A 17,504-nucleotide genomic window follows, 5' to 3' on the forward strand; every position below is an offset into this window, starting at 1 on the left:
AAAGCACAGATGAAATTAGGAACTATGTATGCAATTGGTGTCGGTACTGGCGACCCAGAATTATTGACACTTAAAGCTCACCGACTTCTCAGCACCGTCGACATTGTCGCCTTTCCTGAAAAAGACGCGGGCAGTAATCACTCTTTTGCTCAACAAATTGCAGCGGGTTCTGTTAGCCCTGAAAGCATGAAAGGCGAATACCTATTTTTGCATTTCCCAATGACGCGCGACCCAAGCATCAACGTTCCTGCATGGCGTAAAGCAGCGGTCACTATTGTTGACCTATTGAAGCAAGGTAAAGATGTTGCCTTCGCGACCGAAGGAGATCCTTCGGTTTACAGCACATGGGCATACATCCAAGAAGAGCTGACAGAGCTGCTTCCTGAACTTGACCCGGTGATCATTCCGGGGATCACCTCAGTAACGGCTATTCCATCGCAAACCAAGATCCCACTTGCCGACGGCCAAGAACGTTTTTGTGTTGTACCTGCAACATGGGGGATTGAGTGTTTAGAAAAGCTAGTCGAAGATTTTGACACCATCATGCTAATCAAAGCAGGTCGCGTTATCCCCAAGCTGATCACTCAACTTGAGTCGATGGACATGTTGGATTGTGCAACCTACGTGTCGCATGCCACCACAGAGAAACAAGAGCTTTACTCTGACTTACGTGATGTACCGAATGAAAACCGTTACTTCTCTATGGTTCAGCTTTCTGTTCGCGCTCGTCGTGGCGTTCTACGTGGTACTAATGAATCAAAGAAATGTGCCGTTCTTGATAGTGATAAAGCAGATAGTGGTAAAGATGACATCAATAAAACTAATAGCGGTAAAGCGTAATGAAAATCGCCATTTATGCCATTACGCTGCACGGAGCAAGGCAAGCCAAACGCTTAGCTAAAACGTTTCCGTTTGCTGATGTCTTTATTGCGCCAGTTGGACAAGAAGAATACCCAGAAGCCGATGAGTTAACCCTGCCGCTTTCTGGTTTTCTTCCTCCTCAATTTAAGCAATATGATCACCATATCTGCTTTTTTGCTGCGGGCATTGTCAGCCGAATGATCGGCCCTTTGCTAGAAGACAAACGCACCGACCCCGGCGTGATCTGCATTGACGATCACGGCCAATTCGTGATCCCTATGTTATCTGGGCATCGCGGTGGAGCAAATGGGATCGCGTTACAAGTCTCACAAGCACTCAATGCGATCCCTGTGATCACCACCGCTTCTGACGCCGCCGGCAGCTTATCGGTTGATATGCTCGGATCACCTTTTGGTTGGACACTTGATCCACAATGCGAACCCGCGATCACCGCCACCAGCGCGGCGGTTGTGAATGAAAAACGCATTCTAGTGGTTCAACATGCCGGTGAACAAAATTGGTGGCAGAACAAACGTTCCATGCCAAGACACATCATTACCCACCCTGCACTAAGCGATACAGACCTTTCTCAAATCAGTACTGATGATTGGGATGGTTTAGTTCTGATTTCAGATGAAGCACAACCAAAAGGTTACGCCGACTTTAAAAATAAAACCGTACTGTGGCGACCAAAATCGCTTGTGCTTGGAATAGGCTGTGACCGCAATACTCCTTTGCATGTATTGAAAGCAGGTATCGATGTTTTCCTGACTGAATATAACCTAGCAAAAGCAAGTGTTTCAGCTTTCGCCAGTATCGCTTTAAAAGCGGATGAAAAAGGTATTTTAGAACTCTCGTCTGAAAGCCAAACTCCTTTCCACACTTATTCAGCCGAGCAACTCGATGGTGTTGAAGGGATTGAAAACCCATCAGAATACGTAAAAAAAATCACGGGGGTATCATCGGTTTCTGAAGCGGCCGCGCTAAAGCACGGTAAACGAGATCAACTATTGGTTCCTAAGTGGAAGTTCAAACAAGACGGTTTCAACATGACTTTGTCTTGTACTCGCATCGAATACGATGAACCTCTAGCCAAGAAGAAATGGAAAAACTGGCTAGATGAAAGCGTCAAAATCAACCTGCACGGTAATGAAGTGGTTGATGGTTTTCAGTGCAAACCTAAGCATGTCGATTTAAACCGCCCAATGCTGTACCACCGCCATCACGTATTGCTATGTGAAGGTGGTCGCTGTGCGAAAGAAGGCAGTAAAAACCTTGCACACGATCTAAGACAGGTACTTAAAGCGCTCAATTTTTCCGACGGTGAACAGCGCATCAAGATAAGCCGCACACACTGTGCGGGCACCTGCCGAAACCGCGCCGCAATGGTGATTTACGAACGTTTACTTGAGCATGAAACACCTGTTAATAACGGGCTTTGGATTCGAGGTATCGAAGAATTTACCGAGCAAGACTGGAAAGATTTGTTCACAAATTTAGTCGAGAGGAAATCATTAAAAGCTTATTTAGATCCTAAGTTTATCGCACCAATTGAAAATGCAGACGGCACCACTGAGCTTTAGGGAACACTTAGTTTTAAGAACTACTTAGCTTTAAGAACTACTTAGCTTTAAGAACCACTGAACTTTAGGTATCACTGAGCTTTAGGAACATAGTAGGCCAAATACTTTGCAAGCTATGAACATGATATTTCAAAGCTCACTTTAACCTCATTACCAACATGAGATAACCCGTTTATCTTGTGATATAGATTTGATAAGGACAGCGACAATTATGAAACGACTTCGTCATTATAACCAAGGCACAGCCATTGTACTGAGCTGCTTTGGTAGCGTTGTAGAACAACAACGTTATGAAACTCTCGCAGAGCGCGTACGTCAAAGTTACCCAGATGTGCCAGTGCGTATCGCCACCAGCTCAAAGATGGTGATCAAGAAGCTGGCTCGTAAAGACACGCCATGTTTCAGCCTACCTCAGGTACTCGCCGATCTAGACACTCAAGGTTACGAACGCATTTTGATTGTTTCAGTGTACCTATTCCCTACCGATGAGCATCGCTACATGACATCCATTGTCGATGGCTTCAAGCAGTTCTCATTTGCGCGCATCGAACAAACTCCGGCGATCATGCATCACAGCCAATTGACGACCAACTTGCTTTCAGCCCTACACGACCGTTTTGCTCCACAAGATCATTTCAACGTGTTCGTTCACCACGGTGCGCCTATGTTAGATAACCCGGGCCACCAGTCGATCCATTACTGCGATGATCTACTAGGCAAACTATCGCAGCGTAACTTCACTTGTTCACTAGAAGGCGCGTGGCCATTTAAGTTGATGAAAGATGAAATGATTCGTCGCATCAAAGATCAATACACAGGCCAAGGCAAGCCCCTTCTTAATCTAGTTCCACTACTGCTTGTTTCTGGCAACCACTTCATCAACGATCTTAAAGAAATCAAAGAGATGCTAGCAGAGGACGCTGATGTTCAAGTAGCAGAGCCAATCCAAGGCGACAAATTCTGCATGCTCGACATGCCAGAACTCTTACAGATTATCGATAAGCAAATTAAAGAAGGCTTAATTCGTTTAGGCGCACCAGAGAAAGAGAAATAATAATGGCAAAACTAACACTGGTAGGCCTAGGGCCTGGCGCAATTGACCTAGTAACACCCGCGGCGCAACACGCCATTAAAAATGCGGACGTAGTCGCGGGTTACAAACCCTACGTAGAATCCATTAGAACGCTTATCGAGTCGCAAGAAGTCATTCAAAGCGGAATGACTCGCGAATGGGATCGCGCTCAAGCAGCGGTAGAAGAAGCAGCAAAAGGCAGAGAAGTGGTACTCGTGTGTTCTGGTGATTCAGGCATGTACGCGATGGCGCCTTTAGTGCTTGAATTATTAGAGCAAAACGCAGAGCTTAATTCGCAAGTTGAACTGGATATTATTCCAGGCATCACAGCTGCAAACGCCTGTGCGTCTTTAGTTGGCGCACCTCTTGGCCACGATAGCTGTACCATTTCTCTGTCTGATTTATTAACCCCTTGGGAAGTCATCACTAAACGTATAGAAGCTGCGGCTATGGCTGATTTCGCGATTACTTTCTACAACCCTCGCTCTAAAAAGCGTACTCAGCACATCGAAACGGCACGTGAAATCCTTTTGGAACATCGTAAGCCAAATACTCCTGTCGCTGTGGTTAACGCTGCGTACCGTGATGAGCAAAAAGTCACACTGACAACGCTGGCTGAATTTACCAAAGTAGAATTCGGCATGAACGCAGCTGTCGTTATTGGTAACAGCAACAGCTACCGCTTCGGCGATTGGATCGTAACACCTCGTGGTTACACCAATAAGTATCAGTTAAAAGACGGTAAGGTACTAGAAGGACAAAAGCGTGGCCACTCGTTAAAAGTTGAGCCAAGAACAGAAGCAATGACGGAAGAGGCGAACTAATATGACGGTATTTTTCATAGGTGCAGGTCCAGGCGACCCAGACCTGATCACAGTAAAAGGTGCACGCTTAGTTGAAGAGTGCCCTGTGATCGTTTACGCGGGCAGTTTAGTCCCTAAAGCCGTCATCGATCGCGCTCACCCAGATGCACTGGTCTATAACTCCGCTGATATGGATCTAGATGATCTAACCAATGTGTATCTAACCGCACACAAAAAAGGGCAAAATGTTGCACGTGTACAAACGGGCGATCTTTCGATTTACTCGTCGCTTGCCGAACAAACTCGTCGCTTGAACGAACTTGGCATCGATTGGAAGGTGGTTCCGGGGGTATCGTCTTTCCAAGCGAGTGCTGCGGCTCTTGGCCAAGAACTGACGCTTCCTGAAAAATGCCAAACCATTATTCTTAGTCGAGCATCAGGCCGGACACCTGTACCTGAAAAAGAGAACCTACGCGCCCTTGCCTCTCACGAAGCGACACTGTGTTTATTTCTTAGCGCAACATTGATCCGCAAAGTGGTTCGTGAATTATCGGATGTTTACCCACAAGATTGGCCAGTGGCTGTCGTTGAAAAAGCCAGCCATCCTGAGCAACGAATATTCCGAGGTACACTCGGTACGATCGCTCAAATTATGCATGATGAAGGGATTCGTTCCACCGCAATGATCATCGTCAGTAAAGTGCTAGGCGATAATGATTTTGTTGATTCTAAACTCTACGATCCCACCTTTTCACACGCTTGCCGAAAAGCACGTATCGTTGAAGAGGATATAGCTGAAAGTAGAACATTGGAAGACGATAAGAGCGCAGACTAACCTCGCTCATTAGCTGTTGATTGGTTTATGCGTTTATTCATTTTCACTATCCAGTCAGCAGCATTATTTGGCAAATATGATGATCTTTTTTGATTTAAATTTTGGTTATTCAAGTTTAGCGATCTCGCTCATGATGATTTGTGCTTTATTGCTTGATCACTTATTGGGTGAGCCTAAACGATTTCACCCTTTGATCGGTTTTGGCAATGCGGTTCAGAAAATCGAGAAGCTGTTAAACCGAGCCACTAAACTCTCAGGTTTGATCGCGTGGTTAACCGCGACCCTTCCATTGTGCTTACTCAGCTTTTGGCTGCAACATACGCTACTAAGCATGGGGAACACATTAGGCGTTTGGCTATTTAATATTGTGGTTTTGTATATCGCGATAGGTCAACGTAGCCTGCTTGAACATGCACAGTGGATCCATCAACCATTGAGTAAAGGCGATCTTGAACAAGCGAGAGAGAAACTCAGTTGGATCGTTAGCCGTAATACTGAAACCATGGATTCACGCCAGATCACGTCATCGACGATTGAGTCGGTATTAGAGAATGGTAACGATGCGATCTTCGGCACTCTATTTTGGTTTGCACTGCTTGGAGCTCCTGGGGCATTACTGTTTCGCTTAGTCAATACACTCGACGCCATGTGGGGCTACAAAAACGAACGCTGGCGAGAGTTTGGTTATGTGGCAGCAAAAATCGATGATGCAATGGGCTGGATACCTGCGCGCTTAACCGCACTTAGCTACAGCCTTTTAGGCAACACTAAATTGGCCCTGAAATGCTGGAAAGAACAAGCAAAACATTGCTCTAGCCCAAATGGTGGGCCAGTGATGACATCAGGTGCCGGCGCACTACAAATCATCATAGGTGGTGATACTTATTACCATGGAAAGCTTGTGAGAAAACGTCCGATGGGAAAAGGCAACATTGCGACTTTAGACGATATTCCACGAGCGATATCTTTGGTTCAAAAAACCAGTGTGCTTTGGGCCATCGTAATGCTATTGCTTTCTCTTTTAACTCTTTGTTTATTTTGATTTCATGTCTATTTTAACTCTTTACTTTAAGTACGCTAATGACGATTAAACAACACTCAACCTCAAACGAACTTCCGCATCACGGTGGTAAGTTAATCGAGTTTTCATTGCGCTATCAAAGGCCAATCGAACAATGGGTCGACCTTTCAACTGGAGTAAGCCCGCACCACTACCCTATACCTGAAATCCCGGCATCGGTATGGAATCGGCTACCAGAAGACGATGATGGCTTAATCACAGCAGCGCAAACGTACTATCAAAGTGATGCCTTGTTACCCGTAGCTGGCAGTCAGGCAGCTATTCAATCGCTACCACATATGATTGCAAAGACACAGCCAACATTGACGCACATCCTATTACCTCATACGGGTTACAAAGAACATCAACATGCTTGGCAGCAGTACGCAGAACAAAGCATACAAGCCGTCATATTCGACTTTTACCGACATAAACCGACAATAGAACAGCTGAAAACAGCAGACGTGGTCGTAGTGATTAATCCCAATAATCCAACCGCGCTGAGTGTGCCACCAAGTGAAGTACTGACTTGGCTAGATCATATCCAAGATCATTCAACGCTCGTGATTGATGAGGCGTTTGTAGACTGTACTCCTGAGCTTTCAGTGTTACCAAGTTTCCCAACAGGAGTCCCAGATAAGCTGATTGTATTGCGTTCAGTGGGTAAATTTTTTGGACTGGCGGGTATTCGCGCGGGCTTTTGTTTTACCTCATCATTACGTTTACAAATTCTTAAACAACACCTTGGCCCTTGGACACTCAGTGGCCCAACTCGCTATGTCACCACACATGCCTTGCTCAATTCTCACTGGCAAAAAGAAAACCGCCAGCGCCTACATGAAGAGGCTGTGCGTATGAACCAACTCTTACAACAACATTTTGGCCAAACCGCGGACTCGGTAAAAATAACGTCACAGATACTCTTTCACCGAGTTGAAATTTCAGACTCTGCATCATGGCACCGCCAGCTCGCCCAGCTCGGTATTTTCACTCGTCATTGTGATGAAAAAGATGCACTTCGTTTCGGGTTACCCGCAAACGAATCACAATGGCAAGCGCTCACTCGCGCACTCGAACAACTCAAGGAATAATTATGTCTACAGCTTATTGTTCTGCCCTAGTGGTAGGTGCTCCTTCTTCTGGAAGCGGAAAAACAACCGTGGTCGCCGCTTTAGCAAGAGCTTTGGTTCAACAAGGAAAGAAAGTTCGAGTCTTCAAAACTGGGCCTGATTTTATTGACCCACAATTTTTATCTATTGCATCAGATACGCCCACCTACCAATTAGATTTATGGATGTGTGGCGAAGCAGAATGCCAACACTTAATTTATCAAGCCGCTCAAGAAGCGGATGTGATTCTCATTGAAGGCGTAATGGGCATGTTTGATGGCAAATGCTCCAGTGCTGATATTGCCGCTAAATTTAACCTTCCGATGCTGGCCGTCGTTGATGCTGGCGCAATGGCACAAACGTTTGGAGCCATTGTTAATGGCTTATCGACATTCCGTGATGACGTGGATGTATTTGGTGTAGTTGCCAACCGCGTAGGTTCAGAACGTCACGCTGAAATGCTAAAAGAAAGCCTAAAACCTGAAACCGAGTTTTGTGGTTGGTTACCAAAAGACATGGATTTGTCGCTGCCAGAACGCCACTTAGGTTTAGTACAAGCACAAGAGTTAGATGACATAGAGGAGCGATTTAATCACGCAGCCAAGCTACTACTAAAACATGGTGATATACCACTTCCTCCTGTACAAGCGTTTGAAAAACCAGAACATGTACTTCCTATCAGAAGTGAATCTTTATCGGGCCATACCATTGCTGTTGCTCGAGACAAGAGTTTTGCTTTTTTGTATCAAGCCAACCTTGATCTGCTGGTTGAATTAGGCGCAACATTGTCATTCTTCTCACCGCTGGCACATGATGATTTACCAGAGTGTGACGGCTTGTATTTACCGGGAGGATACCCAGAATTACACATGGATAAGTTAGCGCTCAATCATGTTCTGAAACAACAAATCATTACCCACATTGAACAAGGAAAACCCTGCCTAGCCGAATGTGGCGGAATGCTGTACCTGAACAAAGCTCTAACCGATTTAGAAAGCCAAACAGAAAATATGGTTGGCGCATTAAATGCCAGAGCAACGATGCAGAAGAAGCTAGCTGCGCTTGGGATCCTAGAAGCTAATTTCGATGGTCAAATGCTGCGTGGTCATACTTTCCATTATTCAAAAACAGACAGTAAAGAAACCGTGCTAACTCAGCCTGAATCTCAATATGGTAGGCCAACCGATCCTGTTTGGATAAAACACAGAACCATCGCTTCTTACGCACATTGGTACTTCCCGTATAACCCTGATTTGGTAGCGAAAATATTCAAAGGAAAGTTTTATTAAGCATCGACGAAAAAATACGCCTTGAACGCTTTCAATAGGGCGTGTTGATCTTTCGAGCTAATTGTTGCAGCGAGTTGCAGGGTATTTATACAAGGCAGAGGCTTTGAGGTGTAGCTAGCCTACATGAGAAGCCGATAACGTAGTAGAAATGACCAGCAAACGCTGCCCGAAGGGTTCGGCTAAAAGCGTTTTCCTCTTTGTTAAGGGAGATTTGCTTAGAATGACTAGGCTACTTCCCCCTCGCCGCGATTAAAACGCTTTTATCTCGAACAAAATTTAACCACGAAAGGTCAACGCGCCCTAATAACAGCCAGTCAAAAGTTGATATTTGCCGCTTCACGGTCAATAGTTAAAATAATGTTAACGAACAAATCAAGATCAGACTTTGTTTCGTGAACTATTTAGCTGATGCGCGCTTACATCAAAGACGTCGCCAAGTCGGGCATCGAGTTTCGTTCGCTGCAATTTAACTGCAGCGCAGGTAGAAAACCGATCAAGGAGGATCTATGCCTCGTACATTGAATACGCAAGACTTCGACGATAAACAAAAAGAAATCAAAGACTCAGAATACGCTCGTACAATACCATGTAATCAGGTGAGCATTTCAGCCCCCTTTCATTGGTTGTCGCTTGCTCTACACGATTTAGTGAGAATGCCATTAATCAGCGCATTTTACGGTTTGTGCTTTATGGGTGCGGCCATCGCCATCGTTCAACTTGTCCAATGGCAAGGAACACACTTAGTCGTGATGCCAAGCTTGATTGTGTACATGCTAATAGGGCCGTTTCTTGCCCTAGGCTTGTATGACGCAGCCTGGGAAAGAGAAAAGGGGCACAACGCTAGCCTACTGCACTCTATGAAAGCCATCACACGCAACTCAACCCACCAATGGGCGTTTGCGATTGTATTAATGGTTGCGATGATATTCTGGATGCGTATCGCTGCATTATTGCACGCACTTTACCCTTCAGTACAAGGGGCACCATTGACCGAATTTGCTCCCTTCTTAATTACAGGGTCTGTGATTGGTTTTGTTATTGCTAGCCTGATATTTAGTATCTCAGCATTTTCAATTCCACTAATGATGGAGAGACGTGTAGATGTAATGAGTGCGATTTTTACTAGCTTCAACGCTGTTAAATCAAACATCCCTGCGATGGTCGTTTGGGCTGGCATCATTGGTACTGGTATCTTAGTCGGCTTCGCGACCTACGGTGTGGGTATGATTGTAACGATGCCATTACTTGGTTACGGAACATGGCATGCTTACCACGAAATCATCAAAAAGAAACATCACGTTTAAATCGTTTCACGATCGATGAGCAATGTTATGATGAGGCCTTAGCTTAAACGCTGAGGCTTTTTTTGGAGTTAACAACGCTTGTCTTACACCCCACAACAACATCGAGTAAATAAAAAACTGGGCGAATGCCTAGCTATTGCTAATCAACATTTTTCTCGTGAATTTCCATGCCCAACCGTCACTTACAAGTTAAGAGGAAAAGCAGCGGGAAAAGCCTACCTCCAGTTAAACGAGATAAAACTCAACCAAGTGCTATTCAGCGAAAATGAAGACGCCTTTATTAACGAAGTCGTGCCTCATGAACTCGCACATCTGATCACACATCAAGTCTTCGGACGAGTTAGGCCTCACGGGAATGAGTGGAAATACGTGATGGAAAAGGTATTCAATGTACCTGCCAGAACCACCCACAGCTTGGAAATAACCTCAGTGCAGGGAAAAACCTTTGAGTACAGCTGTGATTGCACCACTTATCCCCTGTCGATAAGACGACACAACAAAGTCATCCGCAACCAATCAACTTATCGTTGCCAACAATGCCAGCAAACCTTAGCTTTTACCGGCCTTCAACTGAGCTAAGTCTTAAGCTCACAAGGTAACGCGAATAAATGTAATAGAGAGAACTAACATTTGAGTGCTAGACTGTTGTTTATCATACTTTCATCAGTCTTCTTCTATGCAAAAAACCACTCTAAAAGCATTTGGCCTACCACTGTCTTTTTACCTATCAATAGTATTTGGCCTACTGGTAACCCAAAGCGTTTTCGCCGCTCCACCAAGTTCATTCTCCAAAGCAAAAAAAGAAGCCGTGAAGATTTATCTCGATCACCCAACTTCATTTTATTGTGGTTGTGATATTACTTGGAAAGACAAAAAGAAAGGCATCCCTGACCTTGATGGCTGTGGTTACCAAGTCAGAAAACAGCAAAAACGAGCGAGTCGAATTGAATGGGAACACGTGGTTCCAGCTTGGCAATTCGGCCACCAGCGTCAGTGCTGGCAAGATGGCGGACGTAAGAACTGCACTCGCAATGACAAAGTATTCAAATCGATGGAAGCCGATCTTCATAATCTGACTCCGGCAATTGGCGAGGTTAACGGTGATCGCTCTAATTACAATTTCAGTCAGTGGAATGGAATGGATGGCGTGAGCTATGGTCAGTGTGAAATGCAGGTCAACTTTAAGCAGCGCAAAGTGATGCCGCCAGACCGAGCAAAAGGTTCTATCGCACGAACTTACCTCTACATGAGCCAAGAGTATGGTTTCAAGCTATCTAAGCAACAAACTAACCTGATGATGGCGTGGAATAAACAGTTCCCGGTGGATGATTGGGAGTGTACCCGCGACCAACGCATCTATAAAATTCAAGGCAACCATAATCCTTTTGTTGCCAAAGCATGTCGATAACTTCATTACAGATCGCCTTGCAAAGCGTGGAATAAAAAACGGCTTAAACAATATCTTGTTTAAGCCGTTTTTCATCTTGGATGGAAGCTATCAAAAAGCTAAGTTTCGACCACTACATACATTATCGGTATAAATTCAGTTGATCGATCGCAACTTGGTTAGTCGCACTACCAGTACTGTAAAACTTAAATCGAACTTCAGTCGTATTTGCCGGAAAATCAACCGTATAATAAGCAGAAGCATCAAGACTCGCAGGATCATACCAGTCAGGATGACTTCCTCGAGTTGAGGTTGAACCTATTCCAGGGAAGCCAGAGCGCAGCCCACCAAAATCGTACCCACTTGCAACGCCACCTTTATACAACGTTATCAACGGCATCCAAGCTGTACCATTGTAATACTCAGCTTGTAAATGCCCTTCACTACCTGACACCCACTGTGCTGCAGAAAAACGTACTTGCTTAAATGGACGGTTGTTATTATCGGTCAAAGTAATGGAAGTATTGTTACTTAACCTCAATATTGATGCATCGTTGTCTCTTGTTTGTCCTGTGACTACAACATTAAAGCCATCAATAACCTTACTCACATTTTTAGGCCATGGAGCATTATCCGAACCAAAACCTGAGCCAGTTACCTCATCCTTGGTAAAAGCTAGCGCTAAAGCTTCGCCAATAACATTAGCATTAGTGATACTCCACACATTTCCTTCAACCCATTCACTGCCATGTTTACTGTCAACTCTCCAATACAAGGCTTTTTGGGTAGCGTCAGGCGAACCAATTTGAAAAGATTCTGCATTCTGTTCACTTATTATATTCACCATAGCTGATGTGTACCCCCAACGAAGCTTATAAGCTGTCGCATGTTGGCTATCCCACGTCAATGTAATTGGTTGAGAAAAAGACAGGCTTCCTCCATTAACAGGGTTATTCGTAAAGGCCTTTTCTTTATTGTGAGCTATGTTTTTAATCTCTTGTTCCCCAAGAGCATAAGTATAAATTTGCACGTCATCGACCGCGAAGTTATCAGAAATAAACCGAGTAGATGACTCCCAAATCCCATTTGCACCCGTTCCTTTATTCTGTCCGTTAGTATTCATAAACCAAGGGCCATAAACCTCGGTTGCCGCATCCCAACTCGAATCAATCCAAGCATGAGTGCCTCCCGGGTATACCCCCTCAAAATTAGAAGGTAAAGGGATGTAATTTCGAAAGTTGGTAGGTTCAGAACTCAATGCCATAGGGATTAAGTTACCGTCAACCCAAGTTGAAACCTGATTATTTTCTCTATCGATGACCCACGCAACAGAGTGCCAAACATTATTCGCGATATTGGCTTCATCTGGCTTAGCAAATGCATGAACAGTATGAGGACTATTCGAGAATGAAGTTCTTGTGTACATTTGACGGCTGACTAACGTCCAACCTAATCCTTTTTCAGGCTCTCCTGAACGGTGAGAGTTACCATTAAATTGTGACAACGCAAAACCATCATCAATCTTACCCGAACTAAATAGACTTATTTCATGGATGCCTTTGTTTTCCGGAACCGTCCGATAAAAACCATCTTGTTTATAACGAGCAACAACCGTAAAGCTTTGTTTACCTGGCGCCAAATCATGAGGCATGTGCTTTTGCAACGTCATCAAATTATTTTCTGAAAAAGTCGGCTCTGTTTGCGCAGCGGGTGTATTCGTTGAAGTTTGATCAAGCACATATTGATGAAAACCAATATCTGGATAAGCTGCAAAAGTAGGCTTACTAAAAAACATCTCTCTGCCAGCCCGGTTGATCAAATGTTTAAAGTTAGGTTGACTTAGTTTTGCATGGTTTTTTATATCTTGTCTGGTCGTAAACTTGCTATCTGACAGGTAGAGTACGCGCGCATTACTTTTCACACTGACGTGCACTTCTGAGCTATCTTTCAGGCCTGTGTCATCAGTAATCGTATAACTAAAATGGTCTTCTCCCACATAGCCTTCAACAGGTGTATATTTTAACTTACCGGATTGCAGCTCTATAGTACCTCCTTTTTGGCTCAACTTCGTATGGCCATCTAAAGATAACTTTCCACCAACATTCATTCCATTTGCATCAAAGTCGTTTTCAAGTACATCAACGATAATGGAGGTATTTCGAGTTGTGCCTACATGATCAATGTTTGCCTTAGGGTTCATACGAGACTCCATTGCAGGAGCCAAACGTCTATCAATGGCACTTGATGATTTCATTGTAGATATCATGTTGGTATCAATAGCCAATGAAAAGCTCATCAAAGTACTGGTTTCAGGGCCCACATGGTGACCCAGTGAAAATGTATGCCCGATTTCATGTAGTGTATGCGCGAGATCTGGATGAAAGTCACAGTTACTACTCAAACCTGAAGCAGCACAACGTAAACCTTTCTTAAAAAAGTTTTGATATATCGAAAATGGGCTCGATGACGTACTTTTGACCAACGACTTCAATTTAGAGTGAAGATCAGATGCAGGTTTACCGCCGCTGTTTACCGTAATTACCCCTATAGGATAATCCACTCGAATGAGCGCGTCCCTAGCAAAAAAGTAATCCAAAGAGTTGGTTGTATGATCCATTGCCGCAATAGCATCTGTCATGTTTTTATTGAATGATGTCTCAAACGATTCAATATCAACATGGTAACCGATGCTACTCATCTGAAGCTTCATGAGCGAACGAACCGGAATCGGTGAACTTAAAGAAGGCCCCGGCAACTGATGATTATTTTCGACTGGCACGAGCTCTGTTGGTGAACGATGTAGAGCCTTATCTAATTTCTTTTGGGCTGAACTGTTCAAATTCGGAACTGGAAGATTTTCAATTATCCACGCTTTGTCCTCACCATAAAAGACGAAGCCATAAAATTGATTTTTAGAATCCACATATCCAATAACTTGCGAGCTTGGCTCCCCCACAATTTGTCCGCGATAGCTACGAACTTCGGGAGTATAGTCAAAAGCAATTAAAGAAGAGGATTTTGAAGCGTCATAATAGTAAAACTCTGTATCTACTCTTCTTACCGAATACTTAGACACCTTAATTTGTACGGTATGTCCATTACGAGTCACATCCGCTGAGAACGTTAAAGGTAATGTCTCATATTTATCTAATGTAGGTTTGACCTGGCCGCCACCAGAACCACTTCCGTCTCCACCACCACTTCCACCTGAGCCGCCCGAACCACTGCCGTCTCCGCCGCCACTTCCACCTGAGCCGCCCGAACCACTGCCGTCTCCGCCGCCACTTCCACCAGAGCCGCCCGAACCACTGCCGTCTCCGCCGCCACTTCCACCTGAGCCACCAGAACCACTGCCGTCTCCGCCGCCACTTCCACCAGAGCCGCCCGAACCACTGCCGTCTCCGCCGCCACTTCCACCTGAGCCACCAGAACCACTTCCAGCACCGCCGCCACTTCCACCTGAGCCAACTTGTGTATTATCAGTTGCTTTTCCTTCAGAACCACCTCCTCCACATCCAGAGAGAAATATTAACGTAGAGATTAATAACAGTGTTTTTTTCATATATATCGATTGCTGCATAGGTAAGTGGGAATAGGTAACCCTGAAAATACGGGATCAATGTCACATTTATTTTTTGGGGAGCATACAGTAAACAATAATAATGATGAATATATCACTCCATTTAGAGTGGTCTTTTCGTGTAAATATTTATGTACCGACTTGTTTTATTTCACCTTAGACTCCATCCTATTGTTCTGCTCTACAGCGTGAGATATTAAATAATGCGAACTCCAAGAATTTACCACCCTGAATTGATTCACCAACTGGGCCAACTCGCTCTTAGCGAAGATGCCGCGGGTCATGTTGGTCGAGTCCTTCGTATGAAAGAAGGTCAAGATGTTCTTCTGTTTGATGGCAGTGGCGCAGAATTCCCTGCGACAATTGCTGAAGTATCAAAAAAGAACGTCACGGTTAATGTTACTGAGCGTATCGAGCGTAGCAGCGAATCTCCGTTAGACTTACATTTAGGCCAAGTGATTTCACGTGGCGACAAAATGGAATTCACGATACAGAAATCGGTTGAGCTTGGTGTGAACACTATTACCCCGCTGATTTCAGAGCGCTGTGGCGTTAAGCTTGATACTAAACGCTTCGAGAAAAAGCTCGCACAGTGGCAAAAGATTGCTATCGCGGCATGTGAACAATCTGGTCGCAATACGGTTCCAGTTATTCGCCCAATCATGCAACTTGAAGAGTGGTGCAGCGAACCGAGTGAAGCGTTAAAGCTGAACCTACACCCTCGTGCAAAATACTCAATTAATACCCTTCCAGAACCAATCAACAAAGTACGCCTATTGATTGGCCCAGAAGGCGGACTGTCAGCTGAAGAAATCGGCATGACAGAACAATACAAATTTGAAGAGACGCTACTCGGCCCACGTGTACTTCGTACCGAGACAGCAGCTCTAACCGCAATTACTGCCTTACAAGTCCGTTTTGGCGATCTAGGCTAGGAGAAAGAAATGATCAAACTTGGCATCGTAATGGATCCAATTTCATCCATTAACATCAAAAAAGACTCTAGCTTTGCCATGATGCTTGAAGCTCAGCGTCGTGGTTACGAAATCCATTACATGGAAATGGATGATCTACATTTAGATCAAGGCGTAGCCATTGCTGACACTAAGGTTGTTGAACTAAAAGAAGATCCAAACGGCTGGTACGAATTCAAATCAGAACAAACTATCGCTCTCTCTGATTTGGATGCTGTACTGATGCGTAAAGATCCTCCGTTTGATACTGAGTACATTTACGCGACTTACATTCTTGAACGTGCTGAAGAGAACGGCGCACTGATCGTAAACAAGCCACAAAGCCTGCGTGACTGTAACGAGAAGTTGTTCACGGCTTGGTTCCCTGAACTGACACCAACCACCATCGTGACTCGTAAAGCGGAAAAGATTAAAGAATTTCGCGAGAAGCACGGTGACGTGATCCTAAAACCACTTGATGGTATGGGTGGTGCGTCAATTTTCCGAGTGAAAGAAGGCGATCCAAACGTATCCGTGATCATTGAAACCTTGACTAACCATGGTCAAAACTACGCAATGGCACAAACCTTTGTTCCAGACATCAGCAATGGTGATAAGCGTATTCTTGTGGTTGACGGTGAGCCAATGCCTTACTGCCTAGCGCGTATTCCAGCTAAAGGGGAAACTCGAGGTAACCTTGCTGCTGGCGGTACAGGTGAAGCTCGCCCGTTGAGTGAAACAGACTGGGCTATCGCAAGAGCGGTTGCACCGGCACTAAAAGAGAAAGGCTTAATCTTTGTAGGACTTGATGTTATCGGCGATAAGCTGACTGAAATCAACGTGACAAGCCCTACCTGTATCCGTGAAATTGAAGCTGCTTTTGATATTTCGGTAACAGGCAAATTAATGGATGCAATCGAGCGTCGCGTTAACGCTAAATAGCCTAAACTAAAGAAAGCCTTAGCTATTCGAAAACACAGAAATATCTAGGCAAAGAACAATGAGCGGCTTTACGCCGCTCTTTTTCCTTTACTGGGAACACACTGGCAGGAGGCTCTATGAATTTAACGAACCACTTTCTGGTCGCTATGCCCGGAATGAAAGACCCATACTTTCAAAATTCGGTGATCTATCTTTGTGAGCACAATGACGAAGGTGCGATGGGTTTGATGATCAACGCTCCTATCGATGTCACTGTCGGCAGTATGCTTAAGCAAGTTGAGGTTGATTCTGAACAGCCGAAACCCAACCAAGCAAGCCTTGATAAGCCAGTACTTAATGGTGGGCCAGTCGCAGAAGATCGTGGGTTTATTTTGCACAAACCCAAAGGCAGTTATCAATCCAGCATCAACATGACGGATCAAATCTCGGTAACAACCTCGAAAGATATTCTGATGGTCTTAGGGACAGAAGATGAACCTATGCATTATCTGGTCGCGCTTGGTTATGCAGGATGGGAACCAGGACAACTGGAAATCGAGCTGACTGAAAACTCATGGCTAACCGTTGAGGCCGATCCAAAGGTTATCTTCGACACGCCAATTTCGGATCGCTGGAAAGTTGCTGTGCAAATGTTAGGTATTAACGCGGCTCAGCTTTCAGCAGACGCAGGACACGCCTAGCTCAAATCAGTCACCACTCTCAAACACAGATAAATTTGGAAACCCC

At 44.7% G+C, this 17,504-nt stretch carries 15 protein-coding genes; 14 read left to right on the forward strand and 1 reads right to left on the reverse strand.

Annotated features, from left to right (window positions below):
• Window positions 1–9 precede the first annotated feature (9 nt).
• The 11 genes from cobI to Q5H80_RS12130 all read left to right on the forward strand — a co-directional run bounded on the left by cobI (window position 10) and on the right by Q5H80_RS12130 (window position 11,324).
• Window positions 10–840 (forward strand): precorrin-2 C(20)-methyltransferase, encoded by an 831-nt coding sequence (gene cobI, locus Q5H80_RS12080; RefSeq protein WP_304564889.1) that lies wholly within the window; start codon window positions 10–12, stop codon window positions 838–840.
• Window positions 840–2,444, forward strand: coding sequence for a cobalamin biosynthesis protein (locus Q5H80_RS12085; protein ID WP_304564890.1), 1,605 nt, complete (start codon window positions 840–842; stop codon window positions 2,442–2,444). Before cobI ends, Q5H80_RS12085 begins: the two co-directional genes overlap by 1 nt.
• A gap of 211 nt (window positions 2,445–2,655) precedes the next feature.
• Entirely contained in the window at window positions 2,656–3,498 is an 843-nt protein-coding gene (locus Q5H80_RS12090; protein WP_304564891.1) for a sirohydrochlorin cobaltochelatase, read from the forward strand.
• Between the two features lie 2 nt (window positions 3,499–3,500).
• Complete coding sequence (cobJ, locus tag Q5H80_RS12095) at window positions 3,501–4,340, forward strand: precorrin-3B C(17)-methyltransferase (protein WP_304564892.1); 840 nt, start codon at window positions 3,501–3,503, stop codon at window positions 4,338–4,340.
• Window position 4,341: 1 nt separating this feature from the next.
• On the forward strand, window positions 4,342–5,154 hold the full coding sequence (gene cobM, locus Q5H80_RS12100) for a precorrin-4 C(11)-methyltransferase (RefSeq protein WP_304564893.1): 813 nt from the start codon (window positions 4,342–4,344) through the stop codon (window positions 5,152–5,154).
• Between the two features lie 130 nt (window positions 5,155–5,284).
• Window positions 5,285–6,196, forward strand: coding sequence for an adenosylcobinamide-phosphate synthase CbiB (gene cbiB / locus Q5H80_RS12105; protein WP_304564894.1), 912 nt, complete (start codon window positions 5,285–5,287; stop codon window positions 6,194–6,196).
• 38 nt (window positions 6,197–6,234) lie between these two features.
• On the forward strand, window positions 6,235–7,305 hold the full coding sequence (locus Q5H80_RS12110) for a threonine-phosphate decarboxylase (protein WP_304564895.1): 1,071 nt from the start codon (window positions 6,235–6,237) through the stop codon (window positions 7,303–7,305).
• A 2-nt stretch (window positions 7,306–7,307) separates the two neighbouring features.
• Window positions 7,308–8,612: a cobyrinate a,c-diamide synthase gene (locus Q5H80_RS12115; protein ID WP_304564896.1), complete on the forward strand. Its 1,305-nt coding sequence runs from the start codon at window positions 7,308–7,310 to the stop codon at window positions 8,610–8,612.
• 506 nt (window positions 8,613–9,118) lie between these two features.
• Window positions 9,119–9,916 carry a DUF2189 domain-containing protein gene (locus Q5H80_RS12120; RefSeq protein ID WP_304564897.1) on the forward strand — a complete coding sequence of 266 codons (798 nt, stop codon included), beginning with the start codon at window positions 9,119–9,121 and terminating at the stop codon, window positions 9,914–9,916.
• A gap of 78 nt (window positions 9,917–9,994) precedes the next feature.
• A complete protein-coding gene (locus tag Q5H80_RS12125; RefSeq protein ID WP_304564898.1) occupies window positions 9,995–10,495 on the forward strand; it encodes a SprT family zinc-dependent metalloprotease in 501 nt (166 codons plus the stop codon).
• A gap of 97 nt (window positions 10,496–10,592) precedes the next feature.
• Window positions 10,593–11,324: an endonuclease gene (locus tag Q5H80_RS12130; protein WP_304564899.1), complete on the forward strand. Its 732-nt coding sequence runs from the start codon at window positions 10,593–10,595 to the stop codon at window positions 11,322–11,324.
• A gap of 121 nt (window positions 11,325–11,445) precedes the next feature.
• Here the strand turns inward: Q5H80_RS12130 and Q5H80_RS12135 are convergent, their stop codons facing one another.
• Window positions 11,446–14,865: an Ig-like domain-containing protein gene (locus Q5H80_RS12135; protein WP_304564900.1), complete on the reverse strand. Its 3,420-nt coding sequence runs from the start codon at window positions 14,863–14,865 to the stop codon at window positions 11,446–11,448.
• A 221-nt stretch (window positions 14,866–15,086) separates the two neighbouring features.
• Here Q5H80_RS12135 and rsmE point away from each other — a divergent pair, with 221 nt between their 5' ends.
• The 3 genes from rsmE to Q5H80_RS12150 all read left to right on the forward strand — a co-directional run bounded on the left by rsmE (window position 15,087) and on the right by Q5H80_RS12150 (window position 17,458).
• Window positions 15,087–15,818, forward strand: coding sequence for a 16S rRNA (uracil(1498)-N(3))-methyltransferase (gene rsmE / locus Q5H80_RS12140; RefSeq protein ID WP_304564901.1), 732 nt, complete (start codon window positions 15,087–15,089; stop codon window positions 15,816–15,818).
• A 9-nt stretch (window positions 15,819–15,827) separates the two neighbouring features.
• The gene (gene gshB / locus Q5H80_RS12145; protein ID WP_017629553.1) at window positions 15,828–16,778 is read left to right on the forward strand and encodes a glutathione synthase; all 951 of its coding nucleotides are present in this window, start codon (window positions 15,828–15,830) and stop codon (window positions 16,776–16,778) included.
• A 116-nt stretch (window positions 16,779–16,894) separates the two neighbouring features.
• Complete coding sequence (locus Q5H80_RS12150; protein WP_102340779.1) at window positions 16,895–17,458, forward strand: YqgE/AlgH family protein; 564 nt, start codon at window positions 16,895–16,897, stop codon at window positions 17,456–17,458.
• Window positions 17,459–17,504: the final 46 nt, after the last annotated feature.

The organism is Vibrio sp. SNU_ST1 (assembly GCF_030563405.1).
Lineage (GTDB): Bacteria > Pseudomonadota > Gammaproteobacteria > Enterobacterales > Vibrionaceae > Vibrio.

Bases quoted from the DNA above. Each gene is read 5' to 3' on its own strand.
- Q5H80_RS12130 (WP_304564899.1), top strand. From the start codon at position 10,593: ATGCAAAAAACCACTCTAAAAGCATTTGGCCTACCACTGTCTTTTTAC.
- cobJ (WP_304564892.1), top strand. From the start codon at position 3,501: ATGGCAAAACTAACACTGGTAGGCCTAGGGCCTGGCGCAATTGACCTA.
- rsmE (WP_304564901.1), top strand. From the start codon at position 15,087: ATGCGAACTCCAAGAATTTACCACCCTGAATTGATTCACCAACTGGGC.
- cbiB (WP_304564894.1), top strand. From the start codon at position 5,285: ATGATGATTTGTGCTTTATTGCTTGATCACTTATTGGGTGAGCCTAAA.
- Q5H80_RS12120 (WP_304564897.1), top strand. From the start codon at position 9,119: ATGCCTCGTACATTGAATACGCAAGACTTCGACGATAAACAAAAAGAA.
- Q5H80_RS12090 (WP_304564891.1), top strand. From the start codon at position 2,656: ATGAAACGACTTCGTCATTATAACCAAGGCACAGCCATTGTACTGAGC.
- Q5H80_RS12110 (WP_304564895.1), top strand. From the start codon at position 6,235: ATGACGATTAAACAACACTCAACCTCAAACGAACTTCCGCATCACGGT.
- Q5H80_RS12150 (WP_102340779.1), top strand. From the start codon at position 16,895: ATGAATTTAACGAACCACTTTCTGGTCGCTATGCCCGGAATGAAAGAC.
- Q5H80_RS12135 (WP_304564900.1), bottom strand. From the start codon at position 14,865: ATGAAAAAAACACTGTTATTAATCTCTACGTTAATATTTCTCTCTGGA.
- Q5H80_RS12115 (WP_304564896.1), top strand. From the start codon at position 7,308: ATGTCTACAGCTTATTGTTCTGCCCTAGTGGTAGGTGCTCCTTCTTCT.
- cobM (WP_304564893.1), top strand. From the start codon at position 4,342: ATGACGGTATTTTTCATAGGTGCAGGTCCAGGCGACCCAGACCTGATC.
- Q5H80_RS12085 (WP_304564890.1), top strand. From the start codon at position 840: ATGAAAATCGCCATTTATGCCATTACGCTGCACGGAGCAAGGCAAGCC.
- gshB (WP_017629553.1), top strand. From the start codon at position 15,828: ATGATCAAACTTGGCATCGTAATGGATCCAATTTCATCCATTAACATC.
- cobI (WP_304564889.1), top strand. From the start codon at position 10: ATGAAATTAGGAACTATGTATGCAATTGGTGTCGGTACTGGCGACCCA.